This window comes from Methylosinus sp. PW1, assembly GCF_000745215.1.
Lineage (GTDB): Bacteria > Pseudomonadota > Alphaproteobacteria > Rhizobiales > Beijerinckiaceae > Methylosinus.
Genome location: NZ_JQNK01000008.1, coordinates 475,942 through 495,761, shown reverse-complemented (window position 1 = coordinate 495,761; position 19,820 = coordinate 475,942). Strand labels below are relative to the sequence as shown.

Annotated in this window: 23 protein-coding genes; 15 read left to right on the top strand and 8 right to left on the bottom strand. The window is 61.4% G+C overall.

The genetic code is table 11. From position 1 onward, the window contains the following. Positions 1–150 precede the first annotated feature (150 nt). Positions 151–315 (bottom strand): hypothetical protein, encoded by a 165-nt coding sequence (locus tag K369_RS26380; protein ID WP_198033079.1) that lies wholly within the window; start codon positions 313–315, stop codon positions 151–153. Between the two features lie 705 nt (positions 316–1,020). Between K369_RS26380 and K369_RS26375 the strand changes: the two genes are divergently transcribed. From K369_RS26375 to K369_RS26360, 10 genes are all read left to right on the top strand, one after another. Next, a complete protein-coding gene (locus K369_RS26375) occupies positions 1,021–1,212 on the top strand; it encodes a hypothetical protein (RefSeq protein ID WP_156967797.1) in 192 nt (63 codons plus the stop codon). Continuing rightward, positions 1,205–1,348 (top strand): hypothetical protein, encoded by a 144-nt coding sequence (locus K369_RS26370; RefSeq protein WP_156967796.1) that lies wholly within the window; start codon positions 1,205–1,207, stop codon positions 1,346–1,348. Before K369_RS26375 ends, K369_RS26370 begins: the two co-directional genes overlap by 8 nt. Further along, positions 1,348–2,076 carry a TnsA endonuclease N-terminal domain-containing protein gene (locus K369_RS07985; protein ID WP_036289748.1) on the top strand — a complete coding sequence of 243 codons (729 nt, stop codon included), beginning with the start codon at positions 1,348–1,350 and terminating at the stop codon, positions 2,074–2,076. The genes K369_RS26370 and K369_RS07985 overlap by 1 nt, the downstream gene beginning before the upstream one ends. Then, positions 2,073–4,307, top strand: coding sequence for a DDE-type integrase/transposase/recombinase (locus K369_RS07980; RefSeq protein ID WP_036289746.1), 2,235 nt, complete (start codon positions 2,073–2,075; stop codon positions 4,305–4,307). Before K369_RS07985 ends, K369_RS07980 begins: the two co-directional genes overlap by 4 nt. Then, entirely contained in the window at positions 4,307–5,326 is a 1,020-nt protein-coding gene (locus K369_RS07975) for a TniB family NTP-binding protein (protein WP_036289743.1), read from the top strand. Before K369_RS07980 ends, K369_RS07975 begins: the two co-directional genes overlap by 1 nt. A 9-nt stretch (positions 5,327–5,335) precedes the next feature. Beyond that, positions 5,336–7,315 (top strand): hypothetical protein, encoded by a 1,980-nt coding sequence (locus tag K369_RS07970; RefSeq protein WP_036289741.1) that lies wholly within the window; start codon positions 5,336–5,338, stop codon positions 7,313–7,315. Then, a complete protein-coding gene (locus K369_RS07965; protein ID WP_036289739.1) occupies positions 7,312–7,662 on the top strand; it encodes a hypothetical protein in 351 nt (116 codons plus the stop codon). Before K369_RS07970 ends, K369_RS07965 begins: the two co-directional genes overlap by 4 nt. Positions 7,663–8,044: 382 nt before the next feature. After that, the gene (locus K369_RS07960) at positions 8,045–8,572 is read left to right on the top strand and encodes a hypothetical protein (RefSeq protein WP_036289737.1); all 528 of its coding nucleotides are present in this window, start codon (positions 8,045–8,047) and stop codon (positions 8,570–8,572) included. 239 nt (positions 8,573–8,811) lie between these two features. Continuing rightward, a complete protein-coding gene (locus K369_RS28230; protein ID WP_371033304.1) occupies positions 8,812–9,306 on the top strand; it encodes a phage integrase SAM-like domain-containing protein in 495 nt (164 codons plus the stop codon). Positions 9,307–9,330: 24 nt separating this feature from the next. Then, positions 9,331–9,489 (top strand): hypothetical protein, encoded by a 159-nt coding sequence (locus K369_RS26360; RefSeq protein WP_156967794.1) that lies wholly within the window; start codon positions 9,331–9,333, stop codon positions 9,487–9,489. Positions 9,490–9,743: 254 nt separating this feature from the next. Here the strand turns inward: K369_RS26360 and K369_RS27935 are convergent, their stop codons facing one another. Further along, positions 9,744–10,025 carry a transposase gene (locus K369_RS27935; RefSeq protein ID WP_371033311.1) on the bottom strand — a complete coding sequence of 94 codons (282 nt, stop codon included), beginning with the start codon at positions 10,023–10,025 and terminating at the stop codon, positions 9,744–9,746. 61 nt (positions 10,026–10,086) lie between these two features. Between K369_RS27935 and K369_RS07940 the strand changes: the two genes are divergently transcribed. The 5 genes from K369_RS07940 to K369_RS28225 all read left to right on the top strand — a co-directional run bounded on the left by K369_RS07940 (position 10,087) and on the right by K369_RS28225 (position 12,565). Further along, positions 10,087–10,764, top strand: a complete 678-nt coding sequence (locus K369_RS07940; protein ID WP_036289731.1) for a hypothetical protein — start codon at positions 10,087–10,089, stop codon at positions 10,762–10,764. Positions 10,765–10,982: 218 nt separating this feature from the next. Beyond that, a complete protein-coding gene (locus tag K369_RS07935) occupies positions 10,983–11,264 on the top strand; it encodes an SWIM zinc finger domain-containing protein (protein WP_036289729.1) in 282 nt (93 codons plus the stop codon). Positions 11,265–11,318: 54 nt separating this feature from the next. Beyond that, positions 11,319–11,573, top strand: coding sequence for a type II toxin-antitoxin system Phd/YefM family antitoxin (locus K369_RS07930; RefSeq protein ID WP_036289728.1), 255 nt, complete (start codon positions 11,319–11,321; stop codon positions 11,571–11,573). Beyond that, complete coding sequence (locus K369_RS07925; RefSeq protein ID WP_036289725.1) at positions 11,573–11,977, top strand: type II toxin-antitoxin system VapC family toxin; 405 nt, start codon at positions 11,573–11,575, stop codon at positions 11,975–11,977. Before K369_RS07930 ends, K369_RS07925 begins: the two co-directional genes overlap by 1 nt. A 12-nt stretch (positions 11,978–11,989) precedes the next feature. Next, entirely contained in the window at positions 11,990–12,565 is a 576-nt protein-coding gene (locus K369_RS28225) for a DUF2786 domain-containing protein (protein WP_084570574.1), read from the top strand. On the opposite strand, the gene K369_RS24595 is transcribed toward K369_RS28225, so the two are convergent. The 6 genes from K369_RS24595 to K369_RS27930 form a co-directional block, all read right to left on the bottom strand. After that, positions 12,484–13,203, bottom strand: coding sequence for a class I SAM-dependent methyltransferase (locus K369_RS24595; protein ID WP_051949141.1), 720 nt, complete (start codon positions 13,201–13,203; stop codon positions 12,484–12,486). The genes K369_RS28225 and K369_RS24595 overlap by 82 nt on opposite strands. Positions 13,204–13,309: 106 nt before the next feature. Then, on the bottom strand, positions 13,310–15,439 hold the full coding sequence (locus tag K369_RS07910) for a bi-domain-containing oxidoreductase (protein WP_036289721.1): 2,130 nt from the start codon (positions 15,437–15,439) through the stop codon (positions 13,310–13,312). Then, positions 15,436–17,136, bottom strand: coding sequence for an alginate lyase family protein (locus K369_RS07905; RefSeq protein WP_036289720.1), 1,701 nt, complete (start codon positions 17,134–17,136; stop codon positions 15,436–15,438). The genes K369_RS07910 and K369_RS07905 overlap by 4 nt, the downstream gene beginning before the upstream one ends. Continuing rightward, a complete protein-coding gene (locus K369_RS07900) occupies positions 17,133–18,404 on the bottom strand; it encodes a glycosyltransferase family 4 protein (protein ID WP_036289719.1) in 1,272 nt (423 codons plus the stop codon). Before K369_RS07900 ends, K369_RS07905 begins: the two co-directional genes overlap by 4 nt. Positions 18,405–18,477: 73 nt before the next feature. Continuing rightward, on the bottom strand, positions 18,478–19,677 hold the full coding sequence (gene wecB / locus K369_RS07895; protein ID WP_245278135.1) for a non-hydrolyzing UDP-N-acetylglucosamine 2-epimerase: 1,200 nt from the start codon (positions 19,675–19,677) through the stop codon (positions 18,478–18,480). Then, on the bottom strand, positions 19,674–19,802 hold the full coding sequence (locus tag K369_RS27930) for a hypothetical protein (protein ID WP_256380979.1): 129 nt from the start codon (positions 19,800–19,802) through the stop codon (positions 19,674–19,676). The genes wecB and K369_RS27930 overlap by 4 nt, the downstream gene beginning before the upstream one ends. Positions 19,803–19,820: the final 18 nt, after the last annotated feature.

Sequence of the window (19,820 nt, the reverse complement as noted above, 5' to 3'; positions counted from 1 at the left end):
CGATCAAAGATGTCGGCCAATTTCTCTTGGTCGCGGCTTGCGGCATGTGCTCAACCACGGTCTCGATGACGTCGAGCCCGTCTTTCTCCATGCCGTGGAGCAGCCTGCCGACAGTGGTTACGCGGGATGCCTCGATTACGAGCAGACCGCTTAGGCGTTCTTGCTCACGCGATATTGCAATGTTCCGTCCTCGGCGCCACGTCGCCACCACACCGGAACCTTGCCTTCCGTGAGCACCTGATCGCGCCCCACCTGCCAAGGCCCTCCCCCTTCGCGAATCCTCAACCGATCCCCGCCATCCGCGGGGATCGGCATCGCCACCCATTTGCCCCGCTCCGGCGTCTCGCCGGCGCGAACGACGGAGATTTACCGGTGCCTCACATCCACTTCATAGCCGACCACCGCGACCGGATGCTCGTCAAATCCCGCGCCCTCGCGAACGACCTCGCTTGCATCGCCGCGGGAGACGGGCCGACGCCAGCGGATCTCGCCGACGCCCCGCTCCACGACGACGGGAGGAATCAATGAAAGGAGATCAAGCGAGCCCCGATGCCGACCTCTTCGACGATGTGATGGCCCGTCTGTGGCGCGTGCGTGAAAGACTCGGCGACGCCACTTTTCGCGCCGCGGCGCGGGCGGCGATACACGCGATCGCGCGCGCCGTGCTCGACGAGGCGGAACGACGGACCCGCGCCCATCCTCGATGCGGTCGAGTCGCCGATTTCCCGCTCTCGCGAATCATTCGCAGGCCGACGATCGCGGCGAAAACGCCCTGCGAGCGACCCCCGCCGGAATCGAATCCCGACAAGTGATTCGCACGTCCGCCCGCCCGAAAAGCGAGAAATCTCCGGATCTTCCGATCTCCCCCGATGGATGACCAGCCCCTCTCCGGCGACGAGTGATTCGCAGGGCACCTAGCGTCGATCGTCCTCCGGAGTCAGACATTTAGCGGAGGAGGAATCCACATGAGCTAGCGAGCCCCCCGATACGACAAAGGCGGCCCCCTTGCGAGGACCGCCCGTGGCCGGCATCGACGTCACCATCTGCCCCATCACGAACGGTGGTGACGTCGACGGAATCAGCGACCTGACGATCGTCTCTCCCCGCGGCGATCGCAAGAGCTTTTTTTCCGGCCTCCAAAAAACGCGAACCCACGCCCGGACACCAGTCCGAGCGAACGATCCCGTATGGCCGGAGAACACTGATGGATGACCGCTTTTTTGGACCCGTCTTCACGGACGAGGAACTCGACGATTTCATCGCGCATACCGCTGGCGACGACTTCCCTTATCTCGCCGACGACGACATCGATCCCGACGTCTCGGACATTATCGAGGGGTGGGCGTGATGGACGACGCTCCCATCTCTGACCTCCTGCGCCGGACCGCGAGATTAGTCGAATCGGATTCGGGCGGCCCGATCAGATTCATCATCACCGGTCGGCGCACGGTTCCTACCGGCAGATGGCATTCCAGCAAGACGGGTCGCTCGCAGCCTTGGGAGGCCCGCGCTGAGCGCGATCACTTTTTCGTCTGCGACGCCGATACCGACGTCGCTAACTATATGGCGCAACCGCACCGGCTGGAGATCGATGTCGGCGCCAAGAATCCGCTGATCTATCTCCCGGACGCTACGATCACGCGGGCCGACGGGTCGGTCGAGATCGTCGAGATCAAGCGTGCCTGCGAGGTGCTTAAGAAAGAGTACCTTGAGAAAATCGGTCTCGCGAAGGAGGTGTACGCCGGATTGGGGTGGGGATTTCGAATTTTGACCGACGTCGAAATCCGGCGAGAGCCAAGATTCCGAAACGCCCGCAGAGTCTGCGCGCACCAGCCGGCGGTCGTCACGACGCAGCAGACTCTCGACGTCCTCGCGCACATGAGCGCGCGAGGCCCCGCCACCATGGGCAACCTAGCGCAATTGCTGGGCGACGGAGCCGACGGATGGGCGCGCCTCCATGCGCTCGTCATCCAGCGGCTCCTGCACGTCGACCTCGATACTCCGCCGCGCCGGTGGGCCGAGGCCACCGTCACTCTGGTCGATAGATCCTGCGACGCTAAGAGGTCGCCGCGATGATTTCCCTGAGAATTAAAACAGGCGAGATCATCGATATGCCAGGCGGCAGATTCCGCGTCGCCCGCGAGCTGGCGGGCGACCGCCTGCTCTTCGTGCGAGACGATACGCTCGGAGAGACGATACTCGACGAGCGCGAAATCGGGCAGCTCATCGCCGACGGAAAATTCCGCCGCGTCGCGACGCATAGCAACGCGCGCGGGCGGGACGAGCCGAATCCCATCGCCGAGATTCCTCCGGACGGTGCCTCCGACGAGGCGCGCGCGAAGATTTTCTACGTCAGAAAATGGCTCGAAAATCCAACGTCGAAATCCGACAAAAAGCTTGAGCAATTCATCGAGAGAACCGCGCCAATCGCCCGCGCTCGGGGGATCCAGTTCAAGCCCAAAAAAGCGATGTTGCGCCGCGCGATCTACGCATACCTAAATCAAGGACGCCAGACCACAGCGGCCATCGCCAGCCGGCGTGGAAAAGTACCGCGCCAGCCCAAAATGAATCAATGCGTCGCCGAGATAATGACGCGCACCGTTGCATGGTACTATGCCGAACGCGCGCATGACTATGGTCAAGCGCACGCGTGGCTGGTGAAATTTATCGATAAGACCAACAGACGCGCGTCCCGCCAGTTCGAGGGCTGGAAGGATCTGACGCCTCCAAACGAAGAGACGACGCGCGCGCATATCCGCGCCGCCGAAAATCACGACAACTGGGCCGCCAAAACCACGCCTCGCGAAGCGCGCGAGCGATTCCGCGGAACGGCCCCGGGAATTTTCGCCGAGCGAATCCTCGAATATGTGATGATCGACTCGACGATCGCCGACGTTTGGGTATTCGATTACGAGCGAGGAATTCCTCTCGGACGGCCGACGATCACTGCCGCCATCGACGTCCATTCGCGAATGGTCCTCGCGATAGTGGTGACATTCGAACCGCCGTCATTGTACACCGCGATGCGCGCACTGTACGAGTGTAATCGGCCTAAACAATACTGGCTCGCTGAACAGCCCGGACTGAAGCCTTATGACGGGTGGGGAAAGCCTAACTGCATCATCGTGGACAACGCGAAGGAGCAGGTCGGCGTGTCATTCCAGGACGCGTGCGAGGACGCCGGGATTTCGGTGGAATGGGCGCCGGTCGCGACGCCTCCATACAAGGCGATCGGCGAGCGAATCTTCGGAACCCTGAATAGCGGCCTCCTCCACAAGTGCCAAGGAGGAGTCCCGTTTCCTCCGAATCTTATGAAAAAATTCGATCTCGACCCGAAGAAGGATGCCTGCGTCGAACTGGAGTCCCTGCACGCCTTCATACGCTTATTCCTGTGCAACACCTATCAGATGCGTGTGCACAGAGGCATCGGCATGGCGCCGGCGCGCGCGTGGCAGGAGTCCAAAAACGCGCCCGGCGACAAAGGCGGCCGGCCATTTGTCGACGATCTCTCGGTACTCCGGACCGCGTACGGGGCCTACGGCGAAGCGATGCTCTCCCGTGAAGGCATCCGATTTCGGGGCATGCGATTTCACGACAAGGATGAGGTCTCGCGACTGCTCGACGCGTTGGGCGTGGATACGCCTATCCGCAAGCGTCGAGTCGGCAGCGCCACGGCGCGCGTGAAGCTCAAATACGACCCGTCCGATGCCGCCGCGATCAACGTGTGGAACGATCGCACGCGGACATACGCCCGACTGCCGAACGTCGACTCCAAATTCGCCGAGGCCCTGTCGTTCGCTGACGCCGACAGGATCCGGGAATACGCCAAGAAAGAAAACCTGAATTTCCAATCGGACAAGGAGAAGTGGCTCGCGCGAGACAAGCTACGCGTCGAGATCGAGAGGGCCGCAGGCGACGCCAAATACAAATGGATTCGGAACAAGCGTCGCCTCATGCATCCGCCCAAGCCCTTGTCCGGAGACACCGTGGAACGCGTCACAGCGACGCCAACCGCCAACGGCCTCGGACCGGCGGACGTCGCGATGCAGGTCACGCTCCAAACGCGCGACGACGGCGGATTCCCTGAGAAGGGCCCCCGCCGCGGCGCCAAGAAATCCAGCAACGGGGGCAAGCCGAAAAAGAAGCCGGATACGCGTCCGGTGACGCCCCCGAGGCCCGAGCCGGAAACGGCCTCGCGGGATCCGTTCCCCAAAGTCAACGAGGCGTTCGCATCACTCAATCTCAGCGCGATCAGCAGCCTGTCCTGGGTCACCGGTGTCAACGACAAAACCAAGGAGAAGAAATAATGACGGACGCTTCACAACGACTGAACCTGCTCGGCACAGCCGCAAAGTCGTTTCTCATCGAGCATCCGCGTCTTACCGAGGCGCTCGAGCGTATGGATCGACTGCGTGCGATCGGTCGGAAGACGATCGGAAAGCCGCAGAAAATTTTGCCGATCATTGGACCATCGGGCTCGGGTAAGTCCACGAACATCGACGCATGGCGAGCCAAAATCGTCGTCAAGGAGAATATCCCCGCTCACAATCCACACCCGGTGCTGCACGTGACCCTCAGCGCCAAAGCCACTGTCAAGTCGCTCGGCGCCGACATTCTGCACGCACTCGGCGAGAACGGCCTACCCATTGAGGTGATCGCCGATATGCTCGGACGCCAACGCGGGCGCCGCGCGCGCGTCGCAGACCCAATGAATGACCTCAAGGACGCGCAAATCATGTACGCTGCGGCAACAGCGCTCAAAATCGCCGGCGTGCAGCTCCTCGCTCTCGACGAAATCCATCATCTCGTCCACACCGACGGCTCGATCAAGACCGCATGGTCGGTCAGCGAAACACTCAAACGCCTCGCCGACGCCGGGGTTTGCCCGATTGCCGTCATCGGCACCTACGAAGCACGTCGGATTATCTCTGCGAAGAATAATCCGCAGTTTGCAGGCAGATGCACCTCGCCGATCAAGCTCGACCCCCTCGACATCTCCGTCCCCAATGAACTCGAATTGTTCGCGGGATACGTCTTCGCGCTCGGCGGCCACTACTACGACTCTGGCATCTTCCCGCAGCCGCAGAATCTGACGCGCGAGGACTTTCTCGCCTGCTACTACGACGTCTCCAAAGGAGTCATCGGCGACGTATCACGCCTGACGGAGGCCGCTGCCGAATACGCGATCCGCCGCGGCTCCAAGACCATCGACCGCGAGGATCTCAGTCTCGCGACGCGCCACTGGGCGATGTCGCTCGACATCACCGACCATGATCCGTGGATGCTCGGCGCCCGGGATCTCAAGACCATCAAAGAGAGAACCTAAGGAACGATCATGGCACAGCACGCTAGCATCCTCGCAAAGCTTGCCGAGACGCAGGATTCTTGCCGTAGTCTGCCGTTCTGCGATCCGCCCATCCCCGGTGAGTCCCTCGTCGGACTGCTTGCGCGCAACGTCGCAAAGCACGGGCTCGATCGCATCGCGCCAGCCTTGAAGGTCGCCGGCATTCACACCCTTGTTCCTGAAGCGATCTCGACAACGCATATCGGCAAGTCACAGGAGATTGCTTCCCTCCTCCGCACGGCGTCCGCGGAAATCACAATGCGATGCCATCCCCGGGTCGAGATTCAAGGGAGACCCAAGGGCACTTTCATAAACTTCTTCGGCACGCCGGTCCGCTCGATTTACCGCGAGGTCAAGCGTCGACGAGTATCGCCCTCCTCCCTGTGCGTGTCATCTCACCAACGCGCGATCTGGGATTTGCGCGTCTTTTCGTTTTGTCCAGAAAGCCGTGAGGTTCTGATCTCGGAGTGCCCGTCCTGCGGAAAAGGGCTGGGCTGGAGGTGGACGCTCGGCGTAGCATATTGCGAGCACTGCGGCGTAGACCTGCGCGAATATCGCCAGCCCATAATCGACACCGCCGACGCCGATGCGCTCGACTTCGTTGTTGATCTCGTTCACCCAGATCGGCGCCACAACAACCGTGCCTTGTCCGCTGTTCCCCCTGCTCTTGGCTGCTTGGATCTAGACAATGGCGAAATCTTCGAACTCGTGATCGCCCTCGGCTCCGCGATTGCCACCGAGCCCAGCGCTCCGCGCGTGATTACTCGGCCGGTGAGAACCGTCGACGACAAGCTTACACCGAATGTCCTCGCCCAAGCCGGTCGCGTCATTCTCGATTGGCCTTGCGCTTTCCATGCACTTGCCGACGACATGCGCGCAAGATCCGAGCAACGTGTCGGATTTTGGGGCAAGCACAAGGAACTCGGACCGATCATGGGACTCGCCCGCGATGCCTATCTCGCACCCGCTCTCAAGCATGCGCTTCATGACCTGATCAACGAAAACATGGCTAAGTCCGGCGTCATTCTCCGCCGAGCCGAGCAACGTCCGGACGGAGCCATCGTCAACATCGGACGCGCCGCCGCGGAGTTTGATCTCAACGTTCGCTTGATTTCGCGTTGGGCTAAGAGTGGTCTCATATGGTCCGAGCGGAACTCCCTAGCTCGTTTGTCTATCATTCTCGTCGACCGCAACGAGATCGCCGCCATCGTCGATCAGCGTCAAGACCTCTACAGCGCACGACAGCTCCGGATGCGGCTCGGGGTTGATTCGATCGCCCTCGACGATCTGGTGCAGAATGGCCTCATCCGTCGGCATTCTCGCCCTGTGGCGGACTTCGCAGGTGGCATATGCTATTCCCGTACAAGCGCAGATGCATTTATCGACACGATAACGTCCAAAGCCTCCTCCGTTCTCGAAGTAAAGAATGCGACGCTCCTATCCAAGGCTGTCAAACGGGGCGCCGTGGCTCGGCCTCATTGGTATGGCATCTTGCAAGCGATCATCGACGGGCGCCTCCGCGTAGTCGCCAAGCCCTCGCCGAGCAATTCCGCTCTGACTGCCTCCCTCTACATCGTAGACTCGTCAGAACTCACTCCATTCCTAACTGCTACGACGACCATCCACGACGGAAAAGAACGCGGACGCATGTACGTCCACGAGGCCGCCGCGTATCTAAACTCCACAAAAGGGGCAATCTCCGGCTTCATAAAATCAGGCCTCCTGTCGACCAACGGCTCCACCCAATACAAGCTGGACTGGACGGCAGTCGATGCCTTTCGTCGCGAGTACATCCTCACCAACGAAATCGCCCATCGATGCGGGTGGAAATACATCGACGTTCGCACCAAACTTGCGGCGGCTAGCATCGAACCCGTCACGTACGTCAGCCGCAACAAGAATCTTGTTTGGCCTCGCGCGTCCGTGGAAGCGGCGATCGGACATCTACCTCAACATGGCGAGAAGCGATGAGCAGCGCGAGCGACGCCGCGACGCGTCACGTTCATAATGGAGCAACGTGGAGCGTTGACATCTTGTACCCGCCTGTCGGCGGGATAGAGTCCATCGGCTCCCTCATCGTTTCCGATGCGGACAGCGGTATACTCATCGACGCCCACGTCAAGGACGGCGAGTTCACAGTCGTCGACGTTATACATTTCCTATGCCGCCAAATGGTCGAACACGGCAGACCCGACGCGCCGCCGAACATCGTCGTGATCGCTACGAGATCGACCCGCGGTCTGCTGCGAGCACGCACAGCCAGCCTATCGCCCCCCTTCCAGCTTGGGAAAAACGTCGGAGGAGTCCTCCCAAATTGAATCGCTCCTATCCTGCCAAATTACATTTTGAGTCGCTCTTTTCCTACCAGAATTTTTTCAACTATTTGAATCCATGTCATTAAATTGAGTCGCTTCTATCTTGTCAGGTTCTCCGGCCCACGCGCGCCGGCGTCGCTCCGGGCGGGGCACAGCCGGGTCCATCACGACCCGCGTTTCTGCCTTGACGGCAACACCGGCGAAGGCCATCTGTGCAAACACACTGGCCAATTCCCGATCCCCGCGCGGGAGGCGGCGACGCGGCCTGCCACCGGTTCCTAGAAGAAGCCTGCGCCATTGCGCCGAAGGCCTCCGCTTAGTCCGCGACACTGAAAGCATCCCGGTTAAATTCGATTCTGGCCAAGAACTGCTAAAGAGAACGGCTTTGAATTTCGACGTCCTTGGCTCATTTGTCATCACTAGGCATGGCCCCAAGAATCTGATCAGCAAGCAGTCCTTCGTCGACCTTCGAGAAGAGGCCGAAAAGAAGCGGATGGGGCTTTCGAGCGCCCGCGGCTGCTATGTCTTCGCGATGCGGGCCGGCAAGGGAATCACGCCCTTTTATGCGGGCCAAGCATGCGCCACGCCTCTCATCGGAGAGGCGATGAACCCTTCAAACATCGCGAAATACAATGATATGCCCCACAGGAAGGGCAACCCGGTCATGTTCCTGCTTCCGATGGTCACGCCAACTGGAAAGCTCCGGAAGCGACCCACGAACGGCAAGCCTCTGCGCTCTATCGACTTCCTTGAGGAGTGGCTGATAGCGACGCACCTCGTCAAAAACCCCAATCTCATCAGCAATAGGAAGACGAAAATCCTGAGGAACATACATGTTACCGGCATCCTGAACGCAAAGCCGGGCTCGGGGAAAAATCGTGCCTCATCCGCCCTAAAACGCGCCATCTTCTGAAAGCGAAGCCATCGTAACCGGGCGGGCCGCCCGCTCCTGGGAGGCTGCTGTCGACCCAGATCGCATTGAGTCGCTCTTATCTCGGAAGGCGCGGTGTTTGAGTCGGTCCTAGCCTGCATTTTGAATCAGGCCATTTTTCGAGACATCAGGAAATGCCTAGGGATCGCTGAATCGCTCTTATCCTGTGACGACACCGTCGTTGTCGAAATCCTACCCTATTTCGAGCGCTTCATGGGTGCGTGTCTGCATGCGGAACTCGAATATCTCGCGGTCTTTTTCGATCGCGAGGGCGGCCAGATGGAAGAGGCCCCGCTTCCCGACACCATCAAAGGCAGGTGGCGAAAGGCGGCGGAGCAGCTCCGCGAGCAACGCGCCATCTCGCTCGGCATCGACATCGCGACTGTTTCGAGCAATGGAAGAGCGATCGTCAGCAGGCCAACAAGAAAACGACCCGGCATGGAGCCGACGAGAAAGAGCTTGCGATCGATGATTTTCAGAAGCGCGCTCGCGTGCGCGACATAGGCGAGATCACGCGTGCGCACATCATCGCCTTCCGCGACCACCTTTTCACGACGGGCCTGAAGACGCCGACCGTGAACAAACGCGTCGGCCAGATCACGACGCTGCTCGCGACGGCGCAAAGAGCGGGCTGGATCGATACGGCCATCACAGGCGGCATCTATATCGAGATCCCCGCAGGCACGAACGAGCGCGAGCCCTTCGATAGAGCATAGCTGGACCTCGTCTTCGGTCAAGACGTGTTTCGGAGAGGCGCCCGCTCCGAAAACCCCAAGGCCGGCGGCGAGCTGGAGTTCTGGATACCTCTCGTTTCGCTCACCAGCGGCCTCATCTCGTCCGAGATCATCCAGCTCGGACCGGACACGGTCATCCCCATAGGCGCTAGGATAATGGCCTGACGGGGTATTTGAACTGCAATTTTCGTTTTCTTCGGGGTTCTGCGAGGAGGTGGTGGAATCTCGGGGAAGCGGCGAGCAAGGCGTCGAGCGTGAGGCGACCGAGGATCGCGGCGCGCAGTATCCCGATGACGAGCTTTTGCGCGCGCCAGATCGACGGCGCGTAATGCGCCGCGAGCAGGTCTTCGGGGGGAAGAGTCCAGGAGGTCCTGGCTGCATTCGTCGGTGAGGATGGCGAGGATCAGATGGGCGTATATTCAGCTGCGCCCGCCCTTTTCGGTCTTGGCCGGCAAGCAGTCGAGCCACAGCAGGCTCTTCAATCTCTCGAAGGCGAGCTCGATCTGCCATCGCAAGCGATACAAGGCGAGCACGTCGGCGCCGGGATGATCGTTTGGTGAGAGCGAGGTCGCCAGCATGGCCGGACATCCGGGCGCGGCGGCGCGGCGATCTCGAAAGAGGGTGGAATGCGACGACGCCAGCGTGGCCAGAGCTGGCGCGGTTCTTCGTGCAGACGAGGCTGTAGGGCCTCCCCTGGCCAAGGTCTTGGCGTCGATGTCCGTCTGTTCGAGATGCGATCGGGCCGCTTCAGCGGCGCGCAAGATGAATTCTTTGCGCGTCGGATCGTCGAGGAAGCGCGACAAGTCGGCGCAATCGCCGCATTTGCAGCCGAGCGCTGAGGCGCTGCGCGGCTTCGTCAGCCTGTTCGACGAGACGCTCGCCATCGAGACCGGCGCGATCGAGCCCGTGCCCCGACATGTGGCCGCGCCAGCGCAGCCGGCGCCGCAGCCCGTGGCGGCTCCCGCCCCCGCGCCGGAAAAGCCGTTCTTCGCCGCCTGGGAGGATTTCGTCGAGAGCAAGACGACGCTGAAGGAGTGGAAGGCGGACATGCCGAACAATACGCGCTCGGCCCGCAACACTTTCGAGGCGCTGGCGTTCCGGCACAATGTCACGACGGAGCTCAAGAACACGGCGGGCCTCAACACGGCCTGGGTCGAAGAGATCACCGGGCACGCGAGCGACGAGCGCACGAGCGAGAGCACGCGCTACACGAAGCTGATCTATCTCACCAATCTGAAGACGGCGATCGACAAGGTGACCATCGCCGCCGATCTGTCGCATCTGCGCTACGACGGCGCCAAGGGCGTCTCGGCGCCGGGCGCGCGCGAAGAGATCGAAATGTTCCGCGCGCTCGCCGAGCAGGAGATGCTCGAGAAGGAGGGACGGAACAAAGTGACTGTGAAATTGAAGATGAAGATGAAGGCGAAAGAGAAGGCGTGAGCGAGCGTCGAACAGACGCGACGCCGGAGCCGCGCGCGACCGTCGACGCCGCTCGCCGCCTTCCTTGTGCCTAAGACGCCGCTGGGACGGGTCGCAATTGTGTTCTCGCGCCCGCCTCGCAAAATCGGCGACGCGAGCGGCGCGCGCTGCGGCGCTCGCCCTTTTCTGCGTGCGTCCCTGCGAACCGGCCGAGCCGATGACCTACGACGAGAACGACGTTGCATGTCGGGCGGAATGCGTTCGGAGCGGGCCGGATCTATCGCCAGCAGCGGCGCGTGCTTCAATACGCCATTGGCGGCGGCTCGATCTCGGCGAAGGTGCAAGGCAATGAGCGCTCGCCCTATATGCATGCGATCGTGGTCGAGCGCTCGGCCGCGGGAAAGACGACGATCCGCAGCGATTGCACCTGTCCGGTCGGCTCCGGCTGCAAGCGTGTCGCTATTGCTTCCAATCAGGATGTCGACACGGACAGAGTTCACAGCAGAAAAATGCTGCGTTGACGTCTCCGGCCGCTGTCCTATATAGCTAGACAGGCTAGCCAGGAACCCGAGCGCATGGAATGGTCGCTGCAAGACGCCAAGAACCAGTTCTCCAAAGTGGTGCAAAAGGCGCGCGAGGAAGGCCCGCAGACCGTAACTTTGCGCGGCGAACGCGCGGCGGTCGTGCTGTCTGCGCGCGATTATGACGCGTTGCGCGCCGGCAAGCCGTCGCTGGTCGACGATCTGCTCGCCGGCCCGAGCTGGGACGACGAGTTCGCCGAGGCGATCGTCCGGCGCGCCAAGACGCCCAGCCGCAGCTCGCCCTTGTGATGTATCTGGTCGACACCAACGTTGTCTGCGATGCTCGGCGGGGCTCCCCAAGGGCGATAGCGTGGCTGCGCTCCGTCGATCCGCTCGGGGTCCATCTCAGCGTCCTCACGCTGGGAGAAATCATGCGTGGAATCGCGCTGAAGCAGAAGTCTAACCCCAAAGCCGCCGGCCATCTCGCCGAATGGCTTCGTAAGCTGCGGAGCGACCATTCCGACCGCATCCTGCCGATCACCGATCAGATCGCCGTCGAATGGGGCCGGATCGCCGCGATCCGGCCGCGCAGCGATGTGGACGGACTGATCGCGGCGACCGCGATCGTTCACGATCTCATCGTCGTCACGCGCAATACCGCGGACTTCGACGACACCGGGGCGTCGGTAATCGATCCGTGGGATTTCGCTTGATCCGCCAGCCGATTGCCAGGAGGCGCAGCCGCTGCGCGCACGGCGGACGTCGAGCGCGCCGTCGCGCATGAGGGCGCACATGCTGAAGTCCGCACGCTATTCGAGGAGCTGCGGCGCCGATTGCTCGCGGCGCGCCGGCCGAAGTCGACCGACAGCGAGGCCGACGCCGAACTCGCACGCGTTCTGCAACGCATACAGGCGTTGCGCGCCAAGACGGTCGAGCAAGGCTGCACCGAGCAGGAAGCGCTGGCCTCGGCGCGCAAAGTGGCCGAGCTGCTCGATCGCTACGGCCTCACGCTGGGCGAGATCGAGATGCGCGAGCGCCCCTGCGAGGGCGTCGGCGTCGACACCGGCCGCAAGCGTCGCGCGCCGATCGACGAATGCGCGCCGACTGTCGCGCATTTCTGCGATTGCAAATGTGGTTCGAGACGAGCGCCTCCGGCTCGCTACGCTTACCGTGGAAGCGCCTCCTCGCCGGTATTGCGATCTACCGGCGGCGCGCCAGATCACGCAGGCTTCTTGAATTCGCCAATGCAAAGGACACGGAACATCGCAAGGATTTCGGTCGAATTGACCAGCCGCTCATAAACAAGGCCGACGAGATACGCCGGCCACAGCATGCGCAGATATTCAGGTCGGCCTTCGATCAACTCGATGCGCTCGACATCGAAGCAGGTCTCGCTGGCCAAACGCCGCAGGGTCGCCACGTCGTTGGTGCGATATCGCGTCGGGAACGTGTCGATGACCGAACGCCCGCGTAATCGATTGATAAAGCCATGAAACCAATGAGGCGTGCATTGAGCAATTAGCGGCATGTAATGCGTGCGGTTCGGTGTCTTGAACAAGAACCGGCCGCCGGGCTTCAGAACCCGGCGCACCTCCGCGAACACCTGCGCGGGTTCGTCGAGATGTTCGAGCACGTTGTCGGCGAATACGATATCGAACATCGAGTCACCATAAGGAACCCTACCGGCGTCGGCGACGCGCCCCTCGTCCAGCATCGGATTTTCGCACACGCGTGGGTCAAGATCGACGCCGCAGGTCTTCGTGACGAGGCCGCGAAAATTCATCTGCGTGACAACACCGCCACCCGCACCGAGGTCGAGAATGCACTGTTCCGGCGACAATCGCGCGAGGATACGCTCGCGCAGCAGCGCATCATCCCAATTATGGGCGAAGGACGGGTAGAATGTCCGGTCGATCCATTGCGCCACAGAGCCGGTCATTTCGACTACCTCCATTTGAATTGGGTGTGCGCCGGGACGTTGCGTGTTGCGAGCTCAGATCTTATTCGCTCGAAGCGCACCGACCTGGTTGGACGGCGCGCTTCAGTTAGTTTCGCAACATTTTGATCTCCACGACCGCGCCCGTGCGGATCGCCTCCTCGATCGCGAAGGTGGCGCGCGTCACCGCCTCCAGCTCAATGAGGGGTATCGGCGGCTCTTGGCCGCCCTTCGCCGCATCCATGAAGGCGGCGACCAGCGCCGTTTGGCCTTTGTCCTGTGCGCTCTTCTGCGTCTTGCGCCTGCCGTCGCGCGTGACGGCTAGGCTGCAAAAATCGTCGAGCTGAACGATGATCCCGGCTGCGAATATCTCGATATATTCCTTCGCCACCGCAGCGTCGCCGAGCGACGAATAGACGATCGCTCCTGTCGAGCCATCGACAAATTTGACGAGAATCGACACGGCGTCGTCATGTCCGCGAGCGGCGACGGCGGCGACCTCTATGGGGAGGCTGCCGCACAGCCAAGTCAACGCGTCGACGAAATGACATATTTCGCCGACGATGCGCCCGCCGCCTTCGTCGCGTTGCACCCAGCTATCCGCCGGTATCGCGCCGGCGTTAACGCGATAGATCATCACGAGCGGTCCTGGACGCGGCTCCAGCGCCGCCTTCGCCGAAACCAGTGATGGCGCGAAACGTCTGTTGAAACCGACCGTCAACACTTTCCTCGAAGCGGCGGCGGCAAGAACCTCGTCAAGCCCGCTGTCGTCGAGAGCCAGCGGCTTTTCGCAGAACACATGTTTTCCGGCGTTCAACGCGGCAGCCGCGAGAGGAGCGTGCGTATCGTGCCGCGTAGCGATGAAAACGGCGCCAACCGAGGAATTCTCGATCGCCGCCTCGGATTCGGTCGCGATCGTCGCAAAGCCGAATTTCTCGCCGGCATGTCTGGCGCTCAGTCCAGTTGAGGTAACGACCGTCGCAAGCTTCACACCTGCGATCTTGCGCAACGCCGGCAACAGCACCCCCTTTGCGTAATTGCCAAACCCGATGAACGCCACTGTCGATGGATCGATTTCGTCCTGCTGCGGCGCGAGCGCGATGCGGCGCTCTGGATGTTCGGGGCTCGCGTTCGCGTAGGTCAGCAGCATGGCGAGATGCGGTTCGCCGCGCTCCATGAGGCGGTAGGCCTCCTCGGCGTCGCCGATGGCGAAGCGATGCGTGACGAGCCGCGCCGGCGTGACCTTGCCGTCGGCGACAAGGGACAGAAAAGCCGCCATATTGCGCTGCTCGGTCCAGCGCACATAAGGCAGAGGGTAGTCGTGGCCTGCTATCTCGTACGACGGATCGTGGCGGCCCGGTCCATAGGACATCGAGAGCTTGAGATCGAGTTCTCTTTTGTAAAAGGCTTCGCGATCGAGATTCATCCCGACAAGACCGACAATGACGATGCGCCCCTTCAGCCGGCTGATTTCCGCGGCGACATTGACGGGTTCGCTCGACTGGGTGGAGGCGACGACGATGACAGCGTCGGCGCCCTGGCCCTCGGTGAACCCAGAGGCGACTGCGGCAAGTCCTTCACAAACGGCAACGTCAGCGCCGAGTTCCTTTGCAAGCTTCGCGCGTTCGGCGTTAGGATCGAAGCCCAGCACGCGGCAGCCATTGGCCTTCAGCAGTTGGACTGTGAGCAGCCCGATGAGGCCCAGCCCCATCACGACGATCTTTTCTCCCAATGTCGGAGCCACCTGGCGCACGCCCTGCAGCGCAATGGCGCCGAGCGTGACAAAGCTGGCGTCCTCGTCGCTGACGCCGTCGGGGATTCGTACAGTCAAGTTCTTGGGGACCGAATTGATCTCGGCGTGATTGGCAAGGCCCGATCCCGCGCAGGCGATCCGATCGCCAACAGCGAATCCACCGACACGTCGACCAACCGCGAGGACTTCTCCTGCGAGGCTGTATCCCAATGGGATTGGCGTATCGAGCTTGGCGATGACCTTTTCCATGGTTGGCCGCAGGCCGTCGCGTTGGACGTTGCGAATGACGCGGCGCACTAAGTCCGGGCGCGCCATCGCCTTGCCGGCGAGCGATGCCTTCGCGATGTCCATGAGCTGCTTCTCATTACCGGAACTGATAAGCGATACGCGCGTCGCGACCAGCAACGCGCCATCGTTCAGGCGCGGCGCGGGAGTATCCACGACCTTAAGCTCACCGGAGCGATAATTCTGCTCAACCTGCTTCATTCGGTTGCGTCCCCTCTGGAAATCACTCTCAACGACACGCTCCCCCCGTTTTCCTCCTGCGGCACATAACCGACCATGCGCAGGGTCGCCTGTTCGCGGCCCATGTCCGGCCACCAGACAGCCGCTTCGGCGTCGAATTCGAAAGTAGCGACGAGGGCGACTCGAACTCCTTCCCTTCGCAGCTCGAACCCTTCCGCGGTCTTCTTCGCCTGCACCGAGGGATGGAGAAGGAAGCTTATCCGCGCGCGCCGATCGGTCGATCCCTCGACTCGATCGTGGATCAGGATTTCGTTGCTGGAGACCTCAAAACGGCGCACATGACGCGGGCTGCCCTTGAGATGCGCGAAGCCGTCGTGCGCGCCTTCGAGAACGAACCCCTCCGCGCCGGGTTCCCAGCAACGCACTTCGACGTTCGGCCGTCGCCCGCAACGAAAAGCCGCGAAAAAGTCAGCTTGGTCGGCGCCCTCGGGACAGAGCGTATTGTGATTGGCCGCGGAACGCGAGGCCTGACGGCGTTCGCCCGCGATATATTCGAACACGCCCTGATCGACAATGATTCGCTTGCCGGCGACAGACCACTCGAAGGAGAGCACGTCACCGTGGCCGTGCGCGGGAAGATCGTCGGGGGCGATGCGACCGCAATCGGCCACGAAAAGATCGTCGCCGCTTCTGAATCCGAAATAGCCGGCCCACGACAGGGCGAAAACCGCGCGGGGGACGGGTCGCCGGCTGTACATACGCTCGAAGATGTCGAGGCATTCTCCGGGTTGATAGGCCATGTTCAACCCGGCGTCGTTGAAGAGCGCGACATGGCCATCCGGATGCGCAAGATCGGCCACAACCTGGGCCATGCGCGCGAGCGCGTCGTCCAACGCGCCGCCCAAAGGATCTGCGCCGAGCGCATGACGACATTCGAGCAAGTCGGCGATAACCTGACAGTGATAGGACGCCGAGCGCTCGTAGTGCATGCCGTCAGAAAGAATCTGGGCGGGAAGCTCTTTTTCGAGCAGCTGTAGGCCTTTGGCGCGCCAGCGCGCGGCCTCGGGTCCGGCGAAATAGGCCGACGCCCACAGCAGCGCCTTGATGTTCTTGATCAAGTGATTGCCGCCAAGATCAATTTCGAGATTATTTTCGAGAAAGCGGAGCTGAGCGGCCGCGCTTGCCTCTATCGCTTCACGCGGAGCTTCCCCGATGCACGCCGCGCGCCGCGCTAGCTGCTGCAGCCAGACGACAATGCGCAATGACAGCGCGTAGCTGTTCCAACTATCGCGCCAAGCGCCGGATCGACCGCTCGGATTGGATGCGATCCAGTTCTCGACGAGCGCGACCCATGAACAATCATCGACGCACTCCAGATACTCCATGTAATGGAGATTCATGCGCCAGAGCTGATGCTCGGCTCCAGACCCCGGCGCCGTCCAGTCAATGCCGGTACGAGGCATGGCAACGCTGCGGTTGAGAAAGACAAAGCAAAAGCCGTCGACCCCGCTGGGGCCAAGTTGGATCCGCGCAGCGAACAGCGGAAGCGGCGGAGCGACGGAGCGACGGACGGACCCCGCTTTGGAGTCGAAGGACGCTCGATCGCGCAGGGCGCGTTTTGCATTGAGCTCGAGACGCCGCAGGAGTTTTCCGAGCGGCATATGCCTGCCAAAATGGAAGGCGCGACTGACCCGCGCAAAAGCCTTCGCGCCATTCATCGCGACGCGGCGTCCTCGATCGAACCTGCCTCCTGCTTTCGGATCCTTGATTTCGCAATGACGCTTTCGAGAAGATCGAGGTAATTTCGGGCAAGTTTTGTTCGGTCGTAATGCTCGCGCACATAATCGCTGCCCTGGCGGCCGAGCCTTGCGGCAAGCTCTGGGTCGTCGGCGAGCTTTACGACCGCCGCGGCCAGTTCCTCGGCGCTCTCGGGCGTAATCGCGATTCCCGCGCCCGCTTCCTCTAGCATTGCGCAAGCCTCGCCCTTCACGCCGAGCACGATCGGACGCCCCATCGCCATCGCCTCGAACATTTTCGAAGGAACGACGGACTTGAAAAGGTCGCTGTGCTTGAGAAGGATGAGACTTACGTCCGTCGCGGCCCACACGGTGGGCATATCGGTTTTCGGGAGTTGCCCAACTATGCGCAGGTTCTCGAGCTTCATTGTCTCCGCGCGGGCGAGGAGACGCGCTCGCTCTGCGCCGTCGCCTACCATCAGAAAACCGATGCGACGATCATTCGAAAGCCGCTCGGCTGCGTCGAGGACTGTCTCAAGCGCATGCGCCATTCCGTGCGTGCCGACATAGGCGGCGACGAAACGTCCTTCGAACCCGAGCTTTTCCTTAAACTGCTTGTTTCCCGCGCCAAGCTTGAAGAACTCGAGGTCGGCGCCGTTCTTGATAACGTCGATTTTGCCGGCGCCACCGCGCGCGGCGATATGCATAACGAATGAATCGGTAACGGATACAATATGATCGGCACTGCGGTAGGCGAGCGACCCCAGCCACTCCAGAAATCGGATCGCGCCCCCTTTACGCATAGCTCCGACCGTGACGATGCTCTCAGGCCAAAGATCGCGGATTTCGAGAACCCACGGCGCCCCGCGGATCGCTTTGACGAGAAGCCCCGTCAGCCCGCAAAATAATTGAGGAGACGTGGATATGATGACGTCCGGCCGTTCGAGCCGGACAACTGCAAGAGTCGCGAAAATCATATACGAGAGATAGTTCAGGATCCTAAGCAAGAACCCTTCGTTCGCGGCAGGGAAAGTCCACACGCGCGCGATTTGCACGCCCTCGAGCATCTCGAGGTCGAAAAGCTTGTTTTTGTAGCCGGGATATATTTTGCCTCTTGGGTGATTTGGCGCGCAGGTGACGACGGTCACATCATGCCCTGCTTGCGCCCAAAGCCTGCAATGCTCGAAAGTGCGTGAGGCAGGGGCGTTCACTTCCGGCGGAAAGTAATGCGAAAAAAAGAGGATGCGCATGACGAATTCTGCTCCGGTCCCTCGGCGCGCCCGAAAACCCCGGCGTGGTTTTTCAACCACAGGCGCGGATCGGTCATCGAAAAGCGAGAAATGTTCTCACATGGTCGACGATTCTCTCTGCCGCGTTGCCATCCCACAACTCGGGAACGCGCCCGCATTTTCCACCATTCACCAGCACGTCGGCGGCAGCTTCTTTTAGAGCGGCCGGAGAGGTTCCGACGAGCGTGTTCGTGCCCTCCGCAATGGTGATTGGCCGTTCGGTGTTGTCGCGCACGGTCAGGCAGGGCACGCCCAGGGCCGTTGTCTCCTCCTGTATGCCGCCGCTGTCGGTGATGACGAGCCGCGCCTCGCGCATCAGGCCGAGCGAGCGCAGATAGCTTAAAGGCGGCGTTGCCAGAAGGCGGCCGTCCTCGAAAAGGCGTCCCAGCCCGGCCGCTTCCATTTTCGCTCTTGTTCTGGGATGGACAGCGAACAGCAATGGAATGGCGTGCGTAATCTCGCAGAGGGCTTCGATCAGCCCTCGCAACTGCGCTTCGTCATCGACATTCGACGGCCGGTGCAGGGTCACAAAGCCATAGCCGCTCTTTTCCGCACGCGAAGCGACGACGCCCGCGCCGATCTCGTCGAAGGTCCGCCCGGCCGGGACCGCACGTTCGAGGCAGGCGTGCAGGGTGTCGATCATGACATTGCCGACGAAGCCGATCCGTTCGGGCCGAGCGCCTTCGCGCAGCAGATTGTCCGAAGCCGAACGCTCGGTCGTCAGCAGAAGATCGCACAAGGAGTCGGTGACGATCCGGTTGACTTCCTCCGGCATGGCGCGGTCGTTGCTGCGCAGGCCCGCCTCGACGTGCGCCACGGGAATCAGCATCTTGCTCGCGACGAGCGTCGCGGCGAGCGTCGAATTCACATCGCCCACCACGATCAGCATGTCTGGGCGGTCGTTCGTCAGCACGGACTCGAGCGCCAGCATGATGCGCGCCGTCTGTTCGGTGTGCGTGCCCGAGCCGACTTCGAGATTCACGTCTGGATCTGGAATACCGAGCTCATCGAAAAAGACGGCGTTCAAGGCGACGTCATAATGCTGCCCAGTATGGACGAGACGAACAGCGAAACCTTCGCGCCTGAGCAGCGCTCTAATAATCGGTGCGATCTTAACGAAATTGGGTCGCGTCCCGACGATGCAGTCTAAACGTTTCAGCGTCGCCTCCTTTATGAAGCGCCGGCACCTGTGCTGGAGCAGATCGCCGTTTCCTAACTCTTCACGCTCGCTCACTTGACGAGCTCGATCAGCATGAATAGCCCCGCCCCAGGCAGAAAGCGCCGGATGAGGCCTCGCTGTTGATTTCCACTGAGAGCTGACCCAGGCAGCACGAGTTTTTCCACCGAGAACTGACCCATGTTCGAACCTTTCCCCCT

Bases quoted from the DNA above. Each gene is read 5' to 3' on its own strand.
- K369_RS26380 (WP_198033079.1), bottom strand. From the start codon at position 315: ATGCCGATCCCCGCGGATGGCGGGGATCGGTTGAGGATTCGCGAAGGG.
- K369_RS26370 (WP_156967796.1), top strand. From the start codon at position 1,205: ATGGATGACCGCTTTTTTGGACCCGTCTTCACGGACGAGGAACTCGAC.
- K369_RS07985 (WP_036289748.1), top strand. From the start codon at position 1,348: ATGGACGACGCTCCCATCTCTGACCTCCTGCGCCGGACCGCGAGATTA.
- K369_RS07980 (WP_036289746.1), top strand. From the start codon at position 2,073: ATGATTTCCCTGAGAATTAAAACAGGCGAGATCATCGATATGCCAGGC.
- K369_RS07975 (WP_036289743.1), top strand. From the start codon at position 4,307: ATGACGGACGCTTCACAACGACTGAACCTGCTCGGCACAGCCGCAAAG.
- K369_RS07970 (WP_036289741.1), top strand. From the start codon at position 5,336: ATGGCACAGCACGCTAGCATCCTCGCAAAGCTTGCCGAGACGCAGGAT.
- K369_RS07965 (WP_036289739.1), top strand. From the start codon at position 7,312: ATGAGCAGCGCGAGCGACGCCGCGACGCGTCACGTTCATAATGGAGCA.
- K369_RS07940 (WP_036289731.1), top strand. From the start codon at position 10,087: ATGAATTCTTTGCGCGTCGGATCGTCGAGGAAGCGCGACAAGTCGGCG.
- K369_RS07930 (WP_036289728.1), top strand. From the start codon at position 11,319: ATGGAATGGTCGCTGCAAGACGCCAAGAACCAGTTCTCCAAAGTGGTG.
- K369_RS07925 (WP_036289725.1), top strand. From the start codon at position 11,573: ATGTATCTGGTCGACACCAACGTTGTCTGCGATGCTCGGCGGGGCTCC.
- K369_RS24595 (WP_051949141.1), bottom strand. From the start codon at position 13,203: ATGACCGGCTCTGTGGCGCAATGGATCGACCGGACATTCTACCCGTCC.
- K369_RS07910 (WP_036289721.1), bottom strand. From the start codon at position 15,439: ATGAAGCAGGTTGAGCAGAATTATCGCTCCGGTGAGCTTAAGGTCGTG.
- K369_RS07905 (WP_036289720.1), bottom strand. From the start codon at position 17,136: ATGAATGGCGCGAAGGCTTTTGCGCGGGTCAGTCGCGCCTTCCATTTT.
- K369_RS07900 (WP_036289719.1), bottom strand. From the start codon at position 18,404: ATGCGCATCCTCTTTTTTTCGCATTACTTTCCGCCGGAAGTGAACGCC.
- K369_RS27930 (WP_256380979.1), bottom strand. From the start codon at position 19,802: ATGGGTCAGTTCTCGGTGGAAAAACTCGTGCTGCCTGGGTCAGCTCTC.